Source organism: uncultured Flavobacterium sp. (genome assembly GCF_963922255.1).
In the GTDB taxonomy this organism is placed as follows: Bacteria; Bacteroidota; Bacteroidia; order Flavobacteriales; family Flavobacteriaceae; genus Flavobacterium.
The window spans coordinates 1-17,406 of sequence record NZ_CAWUIC010000013.1 but is presented as its reverse complement, the minus strand read 5'-3'; the positions used below and the strand labels follow the sequence as shown (position 1 = coordinate 17,406).

The window sequence follows — 17,406 nt, the reverse complement described above, 5'->3', positions numbered from 1 at the left end:
CTATTCGTTATTTGTTAAATTTTCTTCTATTTCGTTTGCTCTTTTTAGTATAGTTTCGGGTAAAGCTTTCTTTGCTTTTGCACCCATTTTTTTTAATTTTTCTACACTTGTTACTAAGTTTCCTTTACCTTCAACAAGCTTGTTCATGGCATTTCCATATTCTGATTTGGCTTCATCCATTTTCTTTCCAATTTTTATTAAATCAGATACAAAGCCTTCAAATTTGTCATACAATGCACCAGCTTGACGAGCAATTTCTATGGCATTTTCTTGCTGCTTTTGATTGGTCCACATACTATCAATTGTTCGTAAGGTAGCTAATAGAGTTGTTGGAGTTACAATTACAATATTTTTTTCAAAAGCCTTATTGTATAAGGTATTATCGTCATTTAACGCTAATGCAAAAGCTGGTTCAATTGGAACAAAAAGTAAGACAAAATCTGGACTTTCCATTTCATAAATATCGTGATAATTTTTTGCACTTAACTGTTCCACATGACGTTTAATCGAATTCACATGTTCTTTTAAATAAGTAACTTTTAAAACTTCATCTTCTTCATTTATATATCGCTCGTAACCTGTTAAAGAAACTTTAGAATCCACCACCATTTTCTTTCCATCAGGTAGGTTGATGATAACATCAGGAAGAATTCTAGTTCCTTCCTCATTGGTGAAACTTTGTTGGACTTCGTATTCTCGACCTTTTTCTAAACCCGATTTTTCTAAAACTCTTTCTAGCACTAATTCACCCCAATTTCCTTGCAATTTGCTATCACCTTTTAACGCTTTTGTCAAGTTGATAGTTTCTTTGCTCATTTGCTCATTCATTTCGCGTAAGCCAAGTATTTGTTGACGAAGAGCAGCATGATAATCGATACTTTCTTTATGAGTATCTTCCACTTTTTTCTCAAAATGATGAATTTTTTCTTGTAAAGGAGAAAGAATATTTTTCATATTCTCTTTGTTCTGTTCAGTAAATTTATTGGATTTTTCGTCCAAAATCTTATTTGCTAAATTTTCAAATTCTTTGGTGAATTTTTCTTGCAGTTGCTCAACTTCTTGTTTTTGTTCTTTGTTTCGTTCCCAAAGATTTTCAAAATCAACTTCTTTTTTTGACAATTGAATAGCTAGGGCTTCTTTTTCAGTTCGGATAGTTTCTTTCTCACTATTAACTTGTTGTAAAAGTTTTTCGAATTGCATTTTTTCTGAAGCGAATTGATTTTTAAGTTGTTCAATCTGACTCATTAAGCCATTCACTTTTTCTTCTAAACCTATTTTTTCGGATTGTGATTGGGCTTTAGTAAGTAGTTTTCCAACAAAAAAACCAATAGCTAATGCTACTAGAAATGTGATTAGAATAATAAACGATTCATTCATGTATTAAAAATTTATGTAAAGTTACTAAATTATTCAGATTATAGATTTAATACTTGAATTTAAAAGTAAGATTAATAATGTATTTTTGCCAAAATTTATTTCATAATGCATCGTCATTTTTTATTACATAAACCTCATAGTTATCTAAGCCAATTCATTTATGAACAAAAGCGAAAAAAGCGTTTATTAGGTGAATTGTTTGATTTTCCTGAAGGTACAATGGCTGTTGGAAGATTGGATGAAGATTCTGAAGGTTTATTGTTTTTAACAACTGATGGAAAAGTTAGTGAGCAAGTTAGAAGTAAAAAAGTAGAAAAAGAATATTACGCTCAAGTTGATGGAATTATTACGCAAGAAGCTGTTAATCAAATGACAAATGGAGTTGAAATTGGCATTAACGGTTCCAAATATTTAACCCGAAATTGTAAAGCTCATTTACTTCATGAATTACCAAATTATATTGGACCTGGAAGAAGAATTAGAGATGAAAGACATGGACCAACAAGTTGGGTTTCGGTAACTTTAACAGAAGGAAAGTTTCGTCAAGTACGAAAAATGACAGCTGCTGTTGGATTTCCAACGTTAAGATTAATCAGAATTCGAATTGGAAATACAACTTTAGAAGGATTGCAAGCAGGTGAAGTATTAGAAGTAGATGAATTTGATATTTAAACAACAAACTATAAACAAATAACCACAAAATTAAAGAATGCTAAACATAGTTTTAATAGAACCAGAAATACCAAACAACACAGGAAACATAGGACGATTATGTGTTGGAACAGAAAGTCGTTTGCATTTAATTCATCCGTTTGGTTTCGAAATTACGGATAAGAATTTGAAACGTTCGGGTTTGGATTATTGGGTGCATTTAGATTGGAAAGAATACCAATCCGTTGCAGAATGGAAAGCTCAAATTCCTGATTTATCACGTGTTTTTTTAATGAGTTCTCATGCTGAAAAATCGTATTTGGAACAAGGATTTCAAGATGGAGATTGGTTGGTTTTCGGAAAAGAAAGCGTTGGATTGAGTAAAGAAGTTTTAGCTCAATTTGAAAATCATTTAAAAATTCCGATTTCTAAATACGTTCGAAGTTATAATTTAGCTAATTCTGTAACTTTTTTAATTGGTGAAGCCAAAAGGCAGATTGCTTTAAAATAAAATATTTAACCATTAAGAAATTAAGTTACATTAAGTTTAACTGAATTTGATTAATTTCTTAATGGTTTATAAAAATTATTTAAAAAGTTCTTCAAAGAAAATTTTCATGGCTTCCCAACTTCTTTTATCTGCTTTTTCGTTGTAAGCTGCACCTTTACTATTGTCTGTTCCAGCATCTTTATGTGTAAAAGCGTGAACAGCATTTGCATACATATTTAACTGCCAATCTGCTTTAGCAGTTCTCATTTCGTCTTCAAAAGCACTAACTTCTTTAGCAGGAACATATGGATCATCAGCACCATGAAGCGCTAAAACTTTTGCTGAAATTGGAGTTGCAATTCTATTACCATCTTTACCTAAACCACCGTGAAAAGAGACAACACCTTTAACTTTCAAACCACCACGAGCAGCTTCTATAGCACCAGTTCCTCCGAAACAATACCCAATAACCGCAATTTCATCTGCATTTGCACCAGCTTTTACTAATTGGTCAATGGCTAATTGAATTCGTTTTTGATAACTAGCAAAATCCGTTTTAAAATATCCTGCTAATTTTCCTGCTTCATCAGTGTTTTGTGGTTTGTTTCCTTGTCCGTAAACATCGGCTACAAAAGAATAATATCCTAATTCAGCTAATTTTTCGGCACTTTCTTTTTCGTGTTCGCTAATTCCCATCCAAGCATGGAGAACAACTACACCAGCTTTTTTAGCGTTTGGTTTTGTTGGAGTGGCCAAAAAGCCTTCTAACTTTTGATTTCCGTCAGAATATGAAACTGATTTCAATTGAGCCTGTGTATAAATAGTTGAAAATAGTAGAACTATTGCACTTATTTGTTTGATTGACATGTTTTGATTTTTTTTTTACTAAAATACAAATTCTTTATTTAATTTTAGTTAAACAAAAGGTAAGTTTTATTTAATATTAAATTTTCCGTGAGAAGCATCGAACTGGATGTTTTCATTTTTAAATATTTCATTAAAAATTCCTTGTTCTATCAATTTGCAAGGTTGGTTTTGATAAATTTTTTCTTCAGTAATTACAATTATTTCATCACATAATTGAATGGCTAAATCAATATCATGTGTGGAATAAAGAATTGTTTTACCAGTTTCATGTGTTAGTTTTTGCAGTAATTTTAATAAAGTAACCTTGTGAACCAAATCTAAATGCGTAGTTGGTTCGTCTAAAATAATCAAATCTGTGTCTTGGGCTAAAGCTCTAGCAATTAAGGTTTTTTGCAATTGACCGTCACTAACTTCAAAGTGTTTTTTGTGTTGAAAAGCATCTATTTCTGTTAACCTAATAGCTTCATCAATTTTTAATTTGTCTTCTTTAGAAAGAGTTCCAAGCCAATTGGTATAAGGTTGTCTTCCCAACGCTACAATTTCATAAATCGATAAATTACTTGGTGGCAATTGTTCGGTTAAAACGATACTCAATTCTTTAGCTAAATCCTCTGATTTGAAATCTTCAATGGATTTATCGTTAATAAAAACATTTCCTTCTAAAGGTTTTATGATTCCAGTTATTGTTTTTAATAGAGTTGATTTTCCAATTCCATTGGCTCCAATTAATCCAATTAGTTTTCCAGAAGTTAAATGAATGTTTAGGTTTTTGGCAATGGTTGTGCTTTTGGATTTGTTGGTATATCCAATGGTTAAGTTTTTTGTATGTAGAACATTTGTATTCAATTTATAAAATCTATGTTTCTATGTGTTTCAAAAAAAATCAACTAAAATTTCGTTTTCTGACCAATAACCAAATAACAATAGGAGCACCAATCATTGATGTCACAGCATTAATAGGCAAAGTTAAATCACTTCCAGGTAATTGAGCTATGATATCGCAAAATAGTAAAATGATTGCTCCCAATAAAATCGTACTCCAAAACAAAGTCAAATGATTACTCGTTTGAAATAATAATTTTGCCATATGTGGTACTGCTAATCCGATAAAAGCAATTGGACCAACAAAAGCGGTAATACTTCCTGCTAAAATACTGGTTGCAATTATGATTAGGATTCGTGTTTTTTTGAAATTTATTCCCAAACTATTAGCATAACGTTCCCCTAAAAGTAAAGCATCTAAAGGTTTGATGACTAAAAAACTAATGCTTAGCCCAATGGATGTTAGAATTCCTAATAAACTAACTTCATTCCAACTCAAATTGGCTAAACTTCCCATCGACCAAAAAGTGAATTTTTGCAATTGTTCAGCTGTTGAAAAATAGGTTAGGACTGAAACAATTGCACTGGTGAAACTTCCAAACATTAATCCGACAATTAGAATTGCCATAGTGTCTTTTAGTTTTTGGGAAACTAGTAAAACAGCCATTAAAACCAATGCGCTTCCTAAACCAGAAGCTATAACAATTCCGTAAGAAGAAAGAAATAGTTCAGAAAGAAATGATGGTAAAAATGAAGTTCCTAAAATAACAAATGCAACTCCTAAACTTGCTCCTGAACTTAATCCTAAAACATAAGGTCCAGCTAAAGGGTTTCTGAATAAAGTTTGCATCAATAAACCACTAATGGAAAGAGCCATTCCAACTAAAATGGCAGTAAATGCTTTGGGTAAACGAAAATTATAGAGAATTATTTCCCAACTTTCTTTACGCATTTTTTGATTGAAAATTCCTTTTGCAATTTCTTCACTTGGAATTGAAATTGAACCTAAACTGATGTTTACAAAAAACAAAATTACTAAAGCAATAAGTAATGCTAAGAATAATAAGTAATGTTTTTTGGAGTTTGGCATTATTAGAAATAGTTATAAAGCAATCCTCAAAGATAGTACAAAGAATTTTAATCTGATTTTATTGGAGTTGTTCAAAAAAGAACAGTTCATAATTGGGTAAAAGTTCAGGATGTAAAATTTTTATCATGTCCTTTAAAACTAAATCTGGTCGGTTTGGTGCTAATTCATAATAAATTACACCACCTGTTTTTCCTTTTTTGGTACTAAATGAATAGACGTTTTTAGTTTCAACAGCTTTGAAAAATTGATAGTTTTTGTTGTTTTTAATAATTTCGTCAATTGAAGTAAATTGCCCTGGTCCAATCCAAAAATCTGCATCTTTAGCTTTGTCTAAAACGGATTCAAATGATAAAGCTATGCTACCAGTTCCTGTTGAGTCTGCCCAAAGATAATTTCCGTTAGCTTCTTTTAAGAATAAAGCAGCCCAACTATCACCTTGTGGCAAAAACCATTGATCTTCATAAATGGATCCGGCAAAAATTGTCGGTTTTGTTTCAGCCTTTTGTGCTAATTTTAAAGCTTTGTTGTAGCTTTCTTCTATGGTTTCAAATTCTAAATTTGCTTTTTCTTTCTTGTCATATAAGGCTCCAAAAAACTTAATCCATTCTGCTTTTCCTAAAGGAGTTTTTTCTGTCCAATCTGAATTAAAGATTACTTTTTGTCCGTTTTTTTCTAGATTTTTGTAGGTTTTCATATCGCCATCAACACTAAAACCAACAATTACATCTGGATTTATGTCTAAAATTACTTCTGTATTTAAACTTTGATTTTTACCAATTTCTCTGACTTTTCCTTGATCAATTCTTTCTCTAGTTGTTTCTGAAGAAATGTATTTTAATGATGGAAATGCCACTAATGTATTTTCAACACCTAACATTTCAAGTGAAGGAATATGAGTGGTTGAAGTAACAATTATCTTTTGAATAGGAATTTGAATGGTTGTAAATTTTTGTAAACTATCAGGAATAATTACATTTTCTTTATGCAAGACATAGGTAAAAGTTTCATCAGATTCAGGATAAGTATTTTTGACTTTTAAAATAGAAAAATCATCGTATTCAACCAATGAAAATCCTTCAGCATGAACAATTTCATTTTCATTAACAGTTGCTTTTGCTATGTTTTCGGTTTTTTTACATTGGGTTAAACCCAAAAAAATGAATGCTAATAAAAATATTTTAGATAAGTGTTGCATAAAAAAATATACTTTACGCAAAAGTAAAATTTTGGTTTTAAATATTATTAAATAATAAAATTTTAACAAATAAATTTTATTTTATTTTAGTATTATTTTATTTTTGATACATTATTGATTACTAGACATTTTATTATGAGAAAATTATGTGTTATTTCAGTTTTTTTTAGTTTAACGTTTTTATTAAGTTGTTCAGAAGAGCAAAATTTAAATTCTAATGAAGTTATTACTGAATCTGGTAATATTGTTAAATTAGAAAGTCCGTTAGGTAAAAAGTTATCAAATGATGAAGAAACTTTAAAAGAAGATTTGTTAAAACATGTGAATACTAAAAGTAAAACTAGTATTAAAGGTAAAGTTATTATAGAAAATATCAGGTATTCTGAAAATGAGAATGTGTCTGTTTCTATTATTGATTATAAAATTAATAATATTGGTTATTCAATTTTAGTACCGTTATATAAGTCAAAAGACATAATGATTTTACATGATTTACATACTTTAAGGTTTGTTAAAAGAGATATTAAAGACGGTTTAATTAAAGGTAATAGATTAACATTTAATTCGTCAAATTTAAATAGTAATAGAGTTTATGGTGGTGTTTATGATGGGGCTGATTGTATTGCTAAAGATTGTTGCAAGTGGACAGAAGTAGTTTCAGGCACAGAATATAATTGTGGATGTCCGTCTGATTTGACTTCAAATGGAGAAATTATATTAACAACTTCAGATGGTTGTAAAATTAGTATGTAATCTTTATAAATAAAAAAACACAATAAATATTGCGATATTGTCCCAAAAAGTGGCTAACTATTTGGGGCATTTTTTATTTCAGAATGTTAAGCTTTTTGAAAAAAAATTAAAAAAATAGCCATATCTTCGCACCAGAATTAAGGTTGCTTGTTCAGTATTGAACAGCATTAAAAGGGAATTAGGTTTAAAACCTAAGCTGTACCCGCAACTGTAAGCTATTAAGCTTGTTATTATCTACATTGCCACTGTTTAGTAATTTAGAATTTAGATTTCAGAATTTAGAAAATTTCTAACTTCAAACGTCTACTTTCTAACTTCAAAATGGGAAGGTGAATAACAAGACGCAAGCCAGGAGACCTGCCTAATTTGTAACGTACAAACTTTCGGGAAAAAGAGTTTGAGTATGGGTAATTCTATGCTTTCTTTCCAGATTTAAAATCTAAAAAAAAACAAGATGAACAAAAATTTTCGTCTAGGTTTCTTTGCTGTGTTATCAAGTTCTATGACTATTTATGCTCAAGAACAAGATTCTGTAAAGGTTAATCTTTTAAATGAAGTGGTAGTTTCTGATACCAAATTTGCGCAAAGCAAAGAAAAATCAGGAAAAATTATTGATGTGATTACTGCTAAAGATTTTGAGCATAGAAAAGGTCAAAATTTAGCGAATGTCTTAAGTCAAATGGTTGGTTTAGAAATTAATGGAAATCAATCCGTTGGTGGAAAAAATTTGAGTTATTACATCCGTGGTGGAAGAAATCGTCAAGTTGTAATTTATATTGATGGTGTTCCTGTAACGGATGCTTCTGGAATTTCAAATGAATATGATTTGCGATTATTACCAGCCGAACAAGTTGAAAAAATTGAAATTATGAAAGGTGCAGCAAGTACTTTATACGGAACTGGTGCAGCAACTGGAGTTATCAATATTACTTTGAAAAAATCTTCAGATAAAAATATTTCAGCCAATGCATATTTGAATTTAGGTACTCAAAACACTACGGAAACTGATAAATATAGTGGTCAAGAAGCTAATCAAGGATTTTCGGTTAATGGAACAATAGGGAAGTTTAATTATATAACGTCTGTTAATAGTTCTGAAATAAACGGAATTTCTGAAGCAAAAGGTGAAGATTTTGAAGAAGATTCATTCTCAAGGATAAATGTTTTGCAAAAAATAGGAGTTAAGGCTACTGAAAGACTTTCATTTGACTTTTTTGCAAACTATGATAAAATTAAAACCAATTTTGATAATTCGTTTGGTGGAGAAAATTCAATAGCTGATGACACTATAAATAATTCTATTAGCGAGCAATTCAGGTTTGGGTTTTTATCTAAATACAAATATAAAAAAGGAGAATTTCAATTAAATTCGAACTTAACTTCTATTGATAGAAATGTTTTTTTATACAATTCTTGGACTGATGCTGTTGATGATTATAATTATTCTTCAAGAAATATAAATATTGATGCCGTTAATAAATATGGATTCTCAAATCAATTATTCTTGGTTTTAGGTACTCAATTTCAATATTTTGACATGAATCAAATGGATGAATATACTGATATTCAAAAAGAGAATGCAAAGTTCACTATTATTGATCCATACGCTACTTTAGTTTATAATTCTAATTTTGGATTAAACATTAATGCTGGTGCTCGTTTAAATAATCATGAAATTTATGGAAATCAATGGATTTACAATTTTAATCCGAATTATACATTTAAAACTATTCCTTTAAAGTTAATTGCATCGTATAGTACAGCTTACATTACACCAAGTTTATATCAATTATATTCGGAATATGGAAATTTAGATTTAAAACCAGAAGAAAATGCAACTGTTGAAGCAGGATTTGAATATAGCTTTTTAGAAAATAAATTGGTTTTGAATGCAGTTGCTTTTTATCGTGATGAAACAAATTCGATTGGTTTTTACACAAATCCAACAACTTATCTTTCTAATTACACTACTATAGAAGGAACGAATAATGCTAAAGGCGTTGAAACTTCAGTTCAATATAAGTGGAATGAAAAAATAAATGTTTCAGGAAATTATACTTTTATTCAAATGGAAGAAGCTTTAAATAGATTGATACCAAAACATAAAGCAAATGTTAATTTCAATTATCAAGTGAATGATAGAACTGGTTTTAATGTTACTTATCAATATGTGGATCAAAGAAGTGATGCTTATTTTGATAATTTGACTTACTTAACAGAAAATGTTAATTTAAAAAGTTACCAATTAGTGCATGCAAACATTCGATACAACTTAATTAAAAATCAATTGAGTATTTTTGGAGCAGTTTCTAATATTTTTAATGCTAGTTTTGAAGAAAATATTGGTTTTAATACCAAAGGTAGAAATTATAAAATTGGTTTAAATATTACTTTATAATAAAAAAGGCTTCCAGTTGGAAGCCTTTTTTTATTCTCTATTTAAATTTGGAGGGTTTTCTATATACATTCCTTTTTCTATTCCGTCTACATTTTTAGAATCACTAAAATGTTCGAATACTTTAGCGTTTGAATTGTTACTAAATTTTCCATTTATATTTATGTAATTTAAGGCTACATTTAGCAATGGCTCATTAGCATCTCCCAGAATTCCAAGATTTCCTATATCTTCAGGATTAGGAACATTTGGTACAAAACCATTAGAATATGAGCTACCATTGTTTTTATTTGCAATTTTAAGAACAATAGGTTGCATAGCATATTTGTGGTTTGGATTTACATTTTGTTTTCCAAAAGTAGGAGAATCGTATAATGTAACTGAACCAACGTTTTTCCCCGTAGTTACATCACCTATTGTTTTTACTTCAATATAAGGGTTTAAACTGTTAATAATTAATTCACTTGCTGATGCCGTTGACTTTGTTGTAATTACGTATAGTTTATTTAAATTTAAACTATTAATACTATTTCCGTTTGAAAGCGTATTGGTAAATTTATTAATTAAAGCATCAGGATTAACAGAATTGTAGTAAGCTAAACGTTTGTCATTCCACAGCTGTTTTGCAAACACTTGCCCATTGAATTGACCTGTAATCATACTGCCTAATCTTGTTGCAACATTTACAGAACCACCACCATTGTATCTTAAATCTAAAACCAAATGTGTAATTCCTTCTGCTTGAAAATAAGCAAAAGCATTATTTAGTTCATTTTCATAATTAGAATAAAAGCCATTATACATTAAATACCCAACTTTTTTAGTTCCAACAATGTGAATGTTTTTTATTAAAACTGGATTTTCAGAATAAACAGTTTTTGTTAGTGAAACAGAATTTCCGTTAGGAGTAATGTTTCCATTATTATAATCAGCTAAATTTAAAGTATAAGTTTCGTTAGCAAGTAATTGAATATAATTTGAAACCGTTAAAGGAGTTCCATTAACAGCATAGAAAATATCGCCTCTTTGTATGTTTTTTGTAGATGCATCAGAATTAGGTAAAATATAGCGGACATAACCAAAGATTTCTGTTGTGCTTCCTGATTTATATTTCAATCCATACTCAACACCATTGTTTTTTGTCGTCCCTGATAAAACACCTTCTAAAACATTATAATCACTAAAAAGCACGCTGTATTTATCAATATTGCCAGGCTCATATCTTAGATGTTGAAATAAGCTTTCAGGTGAATAATTATTTAAAAAACTTTGAAAAGCTTCATCTGTAGCAAACCTAGCGTCATTTAGATCTGGTGAATCTTTTTGCCAATAATAGTATTGATTTAATCCTTCCCAAATAAATTCATTGGTACTTCTATAGTGTAAAACATCATCATAATCATCACTACAACTTTTTAGTACAAAAGAAAGTCCTACTATTACTAGTAAGGATACATATAATTTTCTCATTTCAATTTTTTTTAAAAATAAAGTATAAATATATAACTTCAAAATTATTTATTTCGTATTTAAAATTAATTTTATAAAAACTATTGTAACAATTTTATGTTATATTCGTCTTAACTCTATAAACTAACCAACATGAATCAACAAGAGTTTATTGCTCTAATTCAACCTTTTAAAGATAAACTTTTTCGTTTAGCTAAAAGAATATTGGTTAGTAGGGAAGAAGCTGAAGATGCAACTCAAGAGGTTTTGTTAAAATTATGGAAAATTGATACAGCTTCATTGAAAAGTGTAGAAGCAATGGCAATGAAAATGATTAAAAACTATTGTTTAGATCAATTAAAAGCTAAAAGAAGCGGTAATATCTCTTTGGTTCATAATAATTATAGTGATAATTATTCTTTAGAAAAGCAAGTTATAGCAAAGGATGATTTAAATACTGTTGAGAAAATTATAAACAATTTGCCTGAACAGCAACGTTTAATTGTTCAGTTGCGAGAAATTGAAGAATATGAATTTGCAGAAATAGCCAAAATAGTAGATATGAATGAAACAGCTATTAGAGTAGCTTTATCAAGAGCAAGAAAAACAATAAGAGAAAAATTTAGTCAATTATAAATTATGGAACTGCAAAAAATAGAAGAATTACTAGAAAAATATTTAGAAGGAACCACATCATTAGAAGAAGAGAACATTTTGAAAAACTTTTTTTCAAATGATAATGTGCCTTCTCATTTAACAGATTACAAAATGCTCTTTGGATATTATAAAATGAATAAACAAGAAATGAGTAAAACACGAATGATTCCAAAAAAGAAAAATAATTATATAAAGTGGTTTGCTGTTGCTGCGAGTCTTGTATTTGTAACAATGCTTACATTTATGTATTTGCAAAACAATACAACCAATCAAGAAAATATAGATACGTTTGAAACTCCAGAAGAAGCTTTTATTGAAACGCATAAAGCGTTACAAATGGTATCTATCAATATTGATAATGGCATGGAAAATGTATCTTATTTAGAAGAATACGAAAAAACAAGAAAAATAATTTTTAAATAATTAATAAAATCATGAAAAAAATAATTCTATTAGTATTAGTCGTTTTACCATCATTTTTATTTGCTCAGTCAGCTTTTGAAAAATTTGAAGGTAAAGAAGGTGTAAGCTCAATGAATGTTAGTAAAAAAATGTTCGAAATGATGAGCAAAGTTAAAGTTGATCCAAAAGATAAAGACATGCAACAATATCTTAACTTGCTTAAAAAGTTAGATAATTTGAAAGTTTTAACTACAACAAGTTCAAAAATTGCCAATGAATTTGAGACTTCTGTAACGTCTTATTTAAAATCACATCCTTTAGAAGAATTGATGAGAGCTAATAGTGACGGAAAAAACATTAAGATTTATATTAAATCTGCTGGTAATAGTACGATTGTAAAAGAGTTGTTAATGTTTATGGAAAGTAGTTCAAAAGATACACCTTCTGTTTTATTATCTTTAACTGGAGAATTTGATTTAGATGAGTTATCTTCTCTTACCGAAAGAATGAATTTACCTGGAAAAGACGAGTTGAAAAAAGCTTCAAAAAAATAGTATGAAAAAATTAATTATAATTTTATTTTCAGTAGTTACCCTTGTAAGTTGTAAAAACAAACCTTCATTGCAAAAGTATTTTGTAGAAAATGCCGAATCTAAAGATTTCATTGCAATAGATTTGGGTTCTGATATTATAAACACAGAGAAAATGGCATTGACTGAAGCTGATAAGGAAACTTTAAAATCATTTGAAAAAATGAATATATTGGCTTTTAGAAACGATAAAGCTAATGAAAGCAACTATGATGTTGAGGTTAAAAAAGTAAAAACAATTTTAAAAGACACCATTTCTTACAGTGAATTAATGAAATTTGGTTCAGGAAATGATGGGGCTTCAATTTATGTAGTTGGTGACGACGAACATATTAATGAGTTTGTCTTATTTGCAAACAGAAAGGAAAATGGTTTTGCGGTTGTTAGAATCTTAGGAAAAGATATGAATCCCATGAATATTATGAACATCATTAGTTTGATGCAAAAATCAGATATAAATTTGGAACAACTCAAACCTTTACAAGAAATAATGAAATAGATGTACTTGTAAATTTAAAACCTCCAAATTGAATTATATTTGGAGTTTTTTTTGCCACTGATTCACAGATTAATAAAGAGCTTATTAAATTAAAATCAGTGAATCAGTGGCTTTATAATTGACTATTAATTTTTAAAATACTTCCACGGAACGACTAACATTCCAAAGCATTCTCCTTTTTCTTTTCCAATATGTTTGTGATGCATTTTGTGAGCTCTTCTTACAGCTTTTGCATATCTGTTATTAGCATTTCTAAACAACTTAAAGCGTTGATGAATAAATATGTCATGAACTAAGAAATAAGCAATGCCATAAGCTAGAATGCCTAAACCTATTGCCAAACCTAAATCAAATGAACCTATACTCCAAGTATAAAAACAAGTAATACTTACAATAGCATAAAAAATAAAGAATGCATCATTTCTTTCAAACCATGAATCATGATCTTTTTTGTGATGATCAGCGTGTAAGCTCCATAAAAAACCATGCATTACGTATTTATGTGTAAACCATGCCATAAATTCCATGATGCAAAATGTGAGTATGAAAACAATTATTTGTAAAAACATTTTTTAATAATTTTTAAATAATATTCAATCTATATTTAACGTAACATCTAGCTAAAAGTTGCATTTTTTGATAATCTGAAACTCTAATTCGAGTGTTTTTAATTTCTAATGAAGGAGTTTTTTGTAGCTTTTTCAATAGTTTTTTATAATAGCGATAAGCTGTATAAACTCCAAATTTGGCTTCCAAAGGTAAGTTTTTTATACCTTTAAAAGCAGCTTCAAAATCACTTTCAATATCTGAAATAATTTCTTGTTTAGATTTTTCGTCTAAATGATTTAAATCTGTATTTGGAAAGTAAGTTCGACTTAAATCTTCAAAATCGGCTTTTAAATCTCTTAAAAAATTTACTTTTTGAAATGCTGAACCCAATCGCATAGCAGAATCCTTTAATTCATTATATTTTTCTTCGTTTCCTTTTACAAAAACTTTTAAACACATTAAACCAACAACATCAGCAGATCCATAAATGTATTCTTGATATTCTTCGGTTGTAGTATATTCACTTTTGCTTAAATCCAAACGCATACTCTTCATAAAAGCATCAATCATTTCTTGTGGAATATTGTGTTTGTTTACTGTGTGTTGAAATGAATTTAAAATTGGGTTTAAACTTATTTTATGTTTAAGAGCATCAACTAAATCTTGTTCAAATTTATTAAAAAGAAACTCTTTGTCAAAATCATGAAATGAATCAACAATTTCATCGGCAAATCGAACAAAACCATAAATGTTATATATATCTTGTCTTATACAAGGTGCAAGCATCTTTACAGCACTTGAAAATGATGTACTATAAGTTTTAGTGACTTTTACACTACAATCATTAGAAACTTTGTCAAATAGTGATTTCATGATTATTGATATTTTTTTATTAAATCGGACACTAATTTTCCTGAAATTAAAGATGGAGGAACTCCAGGTCCAGGAACTGTTAATTGCCCTGTAAAATATAAATTTTTAACTTTTTTACTCTTTAATTTTGGTCTTAAAAATGCTGTCTGAAGTAGAGTATTAGCCATTCCATAAGCATTTCCTTTGTATGAATTGTAATCTTTGATAAAGTCATTTACGCAAAAACTTTCTTTAAAGATTATACTTTCTCTAACTTTTTGATTGGTCAATTTCTCAAATCTAGTAATTATTTTTTCAAAATATAATTCTCTAAATGGTAAAGAGTCATTTAAACCAGGAGCTATTGGAATTAAAAAAATTCCAGCTTCTTTTCCTATAGGAGCTGCATTTTCATCTGTTTTAGATGGAAAACTTGCATAAAATAAAGGTTCATCTGGCCATTTTGGGTTATCATAAATATCAGAAGCATGAATATCAAAATCAACATCGAAGAATAAAGAGTGGTGTTCTACATTATTTATTTTCTTGTCAAAGCCTACGTAAAATAGGAGAGAAGAAGGAGCAAATGTTTTCTTATCCCAGTATTTTTCAGAATATTGTCTATATTTTTCTTCTAATAAAGTTTCAGAATGATGATAATCTGCACCACTTAAAACAATATCACTAGTAATTATATTTCCGTTTACTTGAATTCCAATTGCTTTTCCATTTTCAACAAGAATCTTTTCTACGTTTGAATTTGTTTCAATTTTTACACCTAACTCTTTTGCTAAAGATTCCATAGCTAAAATTACAGAATACATTCCGTTTTTTGGATGCCATGTTCCTAATCCAAAGTCAGCAAAATTCATAAAGCTATAAAAAGATGGAGTGTCGCTTGGTTTTGCACCCAAAAACAATACAGGAAACTCCAAGATTTGAATTAACTTTTTATTTTTAAAACGTTTTCGAACATCTTTTGAAATATTACTAAAAAACTGATTTACTTTTTTGGCAGTCTCTAAAGTAATTAATTCCATAACTGATTCACCAGGACGATAAACTAAGTCCTTAATTGCAATGTTATAATTACTTTGTGCTTCATTCATAAATTGTCTAAGAACATTTCCGCTACCTTTTTCAATAGAATCAAATGTAGTAATAATATCTTCTAAATTGTCTGCAATAGTTACAAAATTAAGCTTGTCAAAATAAACTTGATAAGCTGGACTTAGTTTTATCAGTTCATAATAATCAGAAGGTTTTTTATTGAAGTCGTTAAAAAAACGTTCAAAAACATCTGGCATCCAATACCAAGTTGGACCAATATCAAAAGTGAATCCTTCTTTTTTTAGTTGTCTTGCTCTTCCACCAATTGCCTTATTTTTTTCATAAATAATAACTTCATTTCCACTTTTTGCCAAATAACAAGAAGCAGCTAATGCTGAAAAACCAGAGCCAATTATAGATATTTTTTTATTCATGTGTTAAAGATTACTAATAAAATCAAATATACTTTTGTGAATTTTTATTTTTTCGGGTAATTTATTTTCATCTATTTCTAGCGTCATTCTTCCTAATAAGATTAAATCATGTATATTATCAGATAGTATTTCAGCGTTTACTTTGTCGATGTAATTTTCTAATTCATCAACAGGAGGTTCAACAGTTAAATAGCTAACAAATGTTATTTTATCATAATAACCCTTTAAGTCCAATAAATTTTCAATAGGTAAATTTTCACCTAAAAAAATCGTTTTGTAACCACTATGAAGAAGTTCAAAATTGACGTACATTAATCCTAATTCATGAATTTCATTTAATGGTAAATAAAGTATGAATACTTTATCATGTTTTGTAGCTTCTTTACTCTGAATTTTTTCAGTTTCACTCAATAATTTTTGTTTTATTAAGTAAGAAATAAAATGCTCATGAGCAGGAGTTATGGTTTCAGTTTGCCATAAAAAGCCTATTTCTTCCATCAACGGCAAAAAAACCTCGTAGAATACTTCTCTAAACGATTTGTCTGTAAGAAGCTCGTTATATGTTTTAAAAAACAAAGTTTGATCAAAATTCATCATTGCCATTTTGAATGACTTAATAGCATGAACGTTTGCGCTTTTTTGTGATATAATTTCTTTAACCTTGAGAGGAATTTCCTCGGGTGCTAGTTGAGCTATTTTGGAAATTTTATACCCATAGTTATGAAGTAATACTATATTTAATAGCTTTTGTAGATTTTTTATGTCATAGCATCTTATATTGGTGTCAGTTCGCATAGGTTCAAGAATATTATATCTCTTTTCCCATATTCTGATAGTATGTGCTTTGATGCCAGAAAGATTTTCAAGGTCTTTTATACTAAATACATTTTTAACATTGTTCATCTTTTTTGTAAATTTGTTAAACAAAAGTAATAAAAATATTTTACAATGAAGGTTTTATGCATAAAAAAAGCTAAACAAATTTTGTTTAGCTTTAAATTTAAAGTGACCATGGAGGGATTTGAACCCTCACGCTTTTACAAGCACCACCCCCTCAAGATGGCGAGTCTACCGTTTCTCCACATGGCCTAAAAACAAAAAAAGCTAAGCGTGATGCTTAACTTTTTAAAGTGACCTGGCTGGGGCTCGAACCCAGGACCCCATCATTAAAAGTGATGTGCTCTACCAACTGAGCTACCAAGTCGATGCATTCATTATGTTGTAAATTTGTGACCTGGCTGGGGCTCGAACCCAGGACCCCATCATTAAAAGTGATGTGCTCTA

At 29.1% G+C, this 17,406-nt stretch carries 18 protein-coding genes, 2 tRNA genes and 1 riboswitch; of the genes, 8 read left to right on the top strand and 12 right to left on the bottom strand.

All coding sequences use genetic code 11. From position 1 onward, the window contains the following. A complete protein-coding gene (gene rmuC, locus AABJ49_RS10900; protein ID WP_338378306.1) occupies positions 1-1,377 on the bottom strand; it encodes a DNA recombination protein RmuC in 1,377 nt (458 codons plus the stop codon). A 105-nt stretch (positions 1,378-1,482) separates the two neighbouring features. On the opposite strand from rmuC, the gene AABJ49_RS10895 reads away from it, so the two are divergent. Beyond that, the gene (locus AABJ49_RS10895; protein WP_338378305.1) at positions 1,483-2,049 is read left to right on the top strand and encodes a pseudouridine synthase; all 567 of its coding nucleotides are present in this window, start codon (positions 1,483-1,485) and stop codon (positions 2,047-2,049) included. A gap of 37 nt (positions 2,050-2,086) precedes the next feature. Further along, entirely contained in the window at positions 2,087-2,539 is a 453-nt protein-coding gene (locus AABJ49_RS10890) for a tRNA (cytidine(34)-2'-O)-methyltransferase (protein ID WP_338378304.1), read from the top strand. Between the two features lie 75 nt (positions 2,540-2,614). On the opposite strand, the gene AABJ49_RS10885 is transcribed toward AABJ49_RS10890, so the two are convergent. The 4 genes from AABJ49_RS10885 to AABJ49_RS10870 form a co-directional block, all read right to left on the bottom strand. Then, entirely contained in the window at positions 2,615-3,385 is a 771-nt protein-coding gene (locus AABJ49_RS10885; RefSeq protein ID WP_338378303.1) for a dienelactone hydrolase family protein, read from the bottom strand. A 66-nt stretch (positions 3,386-3,451) separates the two neighbouring features. Continuing rightward, a complete protein-coding gene (locus AABJ49_RS10880; RefSeq protein WP_338378302.1) occupies positions 3,452-4,231 on the bottom strand; it encodes an ABC transporter ATP-binding protein in 780 nt (259 codons plus the stop codon). Positions 4,232-4,268: 37 nt separating this feature from the next. Continuing rightward, positions 4,269-5,297 carry an iron ABC transporter permease gene (locus AABJ49_RS10875; RefSeq protein WP_338378301.1) on the bottom strand — a complete coding sequence of 343 codons (1,029 nt, stop codon included), beginning with the start codon at positions 5,295-5,297 and terminating at the stop codon, positions 4,269-4,271. A gap of 58 nt (positions 5,298-5,355) precedes the next feature. Beyond that, entirely contained in the window at positions 5,356-6,492 is a 1,137-nt protein-coding gene (locus tag AABJ49_RS10870) for an ABC transporter substrate-binding protein (RefSeq protein WP_338378300.1), read from the bottom strand. A gap of 135 nt (positions 6,493-6,627) precedes the next feature. On the opposite strand from AABJ49_RS10870, the gene AABJ49_RS10865 reads away from it, so the two are divergent. Further along, positions 6,628-7,245: a hypothetical protein gene (locus tag AABJ49_RS10865; RefSeq protein WP_338378299.1), complete on the top strand. Its 618-nt coding sequence runs from the start codon at positions 6,628-6,630 to the stop codon at positions 7,243-7,245. A 123-nt stretch (positions 7,246-7,368) separates the two neighbouring features. Continuing rightward, positions 7,369-7,625: riboswitch (cobalamin riboswitch) on the top strand. A gap of 74 nt (positions 7,626-7,699) precedes the next feature. Then, a complete protein-coding gene (locus AABJ49_RS10860) occupies positions 7,700-9,643 on the top strand; it encodes a TonB-dependent receptor (protein ID WP_338378298.1) in 1,944 nt (647 codons plus the stop codon). Between the two features lie 30 nt (positions 9,644-9,673). Here the strand turns inward: AABJ49_RS10860 and AABJ49_RS10855 are convergent, their stop codons facing one another. Further along, entirely contained in the window at positions 9,674-11,110 is a 1,437-nt protein-coding gene (locus tag AABJ49_RS10855) for a S41 family peptidase (RefSeq protein WP_338378297.1), read from the bottom strand. Between the two features lie 132 nt (positions 11,111-11,242). On the opposite strand from AABJ49_RS10855, the gene AABJ49_RS10850 reads away from it, so the two are divergent. The 4 genes from AABJ49_RS10850 to AABJ49_RS10835 are packed head-to-tail and all read left to right on the top strand — an operon-like array spanning position 11,243 to position 13,237. Continuing rightward, complete coding sequence (locus AABJ49_RS10850; RefSeq protein WP_338378296.1) at positions 11,243-11,725, top strand: sigma-70 family RNA polymerase sigma factor; 483 nt, start codon at positions 11,243-11,245, stop codon at positions 11,723-11,725. A 3-nt stretch (positions 11,726-11,728) separates the two neighbouring features. After that, positions 11,729-12,169 carry a hypothetical protein gene (locus AABJ49_RS10845; RefSeq protein WP_338378295.1) on the top strand — a complete coding sequence of 147 codons (441 nt, stop codon included), beginning with the start codon at positions 11,729-11,731 and terminating at the stop codon, positions 12,167-12,169. A gap of 11 nt (positions 12,170-12,180) precedes the next feature. Continuing rightward, positions 12,181-12,702, top strand: coding sequence for a DUF4252 domain-containing protein (locus AABJ49_RS10840; protein WP_338378294.1), 522 nt, complete (start codon positions 12,181-12,183; stop codon positions 12,700-12,702). A 1-nt stretch (position 12,703) separates the two neighbouring features. Further along, a complete protein-coding gene (locus AABJ49_RS10835) occupies positions 12,704-13,237 on the top strand; it encodes a DUF4252 domain-containing protein (RefSeq protein ID WP_338378293.1) in 534 nt (177 codons plus the stop codon). A 125-nt stretch (positions 13,238-13,362) separates the two neighbouring features. Here the strand turns inward: AABJ49_RS10835 and AABJ49_RS10830 are convergent, their stop codons facing one another. From AABJ49_RS10830 to AABJ49_RS10805, 6 genes are all read right to left on the bottom strand, one after another. Further along, positions 13,363-13,806, bottom strand: coding sequence for a sterol desaturase family protein (locus tag AABJ49_RS10830; RefSeq protein ID WP_338378292.1), 444 nt, complete (start codon positions 13,804-13,806; stop codon positions 13,363-13,365). A gap of 13 nt (positions 13,807-13,819) precedes the next feature. Next, positions 13,820-14,659: a phytoene/squalene synthase family protein gene (locus tag AABJ49_RS10825; RefSeq protein WP_338378291.1), complete on the bottom strand. Its 840-nt coding sequence runs from the start codon at positions 14,657-14,659 to the stop codon at positions 13,820-13,822. 2 nt (positions 14,660-14,661) lie between these two features. Next, the gene (gene crtI / locus AABJ49_RS10820; protein ID WP_338378290.1) at positions 14,662-16,122 is read right to left on the bottom strand and encodes a phytoene desaturase family protein; all 1,461 of its coding nucleotides are present in this window, start codon (positions 16,120-16,122) and stop codon (positions 14,662-14,664) included. Between the two features lie 3 nt (positions 16,123-16,125). Next, positions 16,126-17,025, bottom strand: a complete 900-nt coding sequence (locus AABJ49_RS10815) for a MerR family transcriptional regulator (RefSeq protein WP_338378289.1) — start codon at positions 17,023-17,025, stop codon at positions 16,126-16,128. A gap of 103 nt (positions 17,026-17,128) precedes the next feature. Next, positions 17,129-17,211 (bottom strand) — tRNA-Leu (locus tag AABJ49_RS10810). Between the two features lie 42 nt (positions 17,212-17,253). Further along, positions 17,254-17,326: transfer RNA gene (locus AABJ49_RS10805), tRNA-Lys, on the bottom strand. Positions 17,327-17,406: the final 80 nt, after the last annotated feature.

What these genes read in the sequence shown, in the direction of transcription:
- rmuC (WP_338378306.1), bottom strand. Translation starts at nt 1,377, where the DNA reads ATGAATGAATCGTTTATTATTCTAATCACATTTCTAGTAGCATTAGCT.
- AABJ49_RS10895 (WP_338378305.1), top strand. Translation starts at nt 1,483, where the DNA reads ATGCATCGTCATTTTTTATTACATAAACCTCATAGTTATCTAAGCCAA.
- AABJ49_RS10890 (WP_338378304.1), top strand. Translation starts at nt 2,087, where the DNA reads ATGCTAAACATAGTTTTAATAGAACCAGAAATACCAAACAACACAGGA.
- AABJ49_RS10885 (WP_338378303.1), bottom strand. Translation starts at nt 3,385, where the DNA reads ATGTCAATCAAACAAATAAGTGCAATAGTTCTACTATTTTCAACTATT.
- AABJ49_RS10875 (WP_338378301.1), bottom strand. Translation starts at nt 5,297, where the DNA reads ATGCCAAACTCCAAAAAACATTACTTATTATTCTTAGCATTACTTATT.
- AABJ49_RS10870 (WP_338378300.1), bottom strand. Translation starts at nt 6,492, where the DNA reads ATGCAACACTTATCTAAAATATTTTTATTAGCATTCATTTTTTTGGGT.
- AABJ49_RS10865 (WP_338378299.1), top strand. Translation starts at nt 6,628, where the DNA reads ATGAGAAAATTATGTGTTATTTCAGTTTTTTTTAGTTTAACGTTTTTA.
- AABJ49_RS10860 (WP_338378298.1), top strand. Translation starts at nt 7,700, where the DNA reads ATGAACAAAAATTTTCGTCTAGGTTTCTTTGCTGTGTTATCAAGTTCT.
- AABJ49_RS10855 (WP_338378297.1), bottom strand. Translation starts at nt 11,110, where the DNA reads ATGAGAAAATTATATGTATCCTTACTAGTAATAGTAGGACTTTCTTTT.
- AABJ49_RS10850 (WP_338378296.1), top strand. Translation starts at nt 11,243, where the DNA reads ATGAATCAACAAGAGTTTATTGCTCTAATTCAACCTTTTAAAGATAAA.
- AABJ49_RS10845 (WP_338378295.1), top strand. Translation starts at nt 11,729, where the DNA reads ATGGAACTGCAAAAAATAGAAGAATTACTAGAAAAATATTTAGAAGGA.
- AABJ49_RS10840 (WP_338378294.1), top strand. Translation starts at nt 12,181, where the DNA reads ATGAAAAAAATAATTCTATTAGTATTAGTCGTTTTACCATCATTTTTA.
- AABJ49_RS10835 (WP_338378293.1), top strand. Translation starts at nt 12,704, where the DNA reads ATGAAAAAATTAATTATAATTTTATTTTCAGTAGTTACCCTTGTAAGT.
- AABJ49_RS10830 (WP_338378292.1), bottom strand. Translation starts at nt 13,806, where the DNA reads ATGTTTTTACAAATAATTGTTTTCATACTCACATTTTGCATCATGGAA.
- AABJ49_RS10825 (WP_338378291.1), bottom strand. Translation starts at nt 14,659, where the DNA reads ATGAAATCACTATTTGACAAAGTTTCTAATGATTGTAGTGTAAAAGTC.
- crtI (WP_338378290.1), bottom strand. Translation starts at nt 16,122, where the DNA reads ATGAATAAAAAAATATCTATAATTGGCTCTGGTTTTTCAGCATTAGCT.
- AABJ49_RS10815 (WP_338378289.1), bottom strand. Translation starts at nt 17,025, where the DNA reads ATGAACAATGTTAAAAATGTATTTAGTATAAAAGACCTTGAAAATCTT.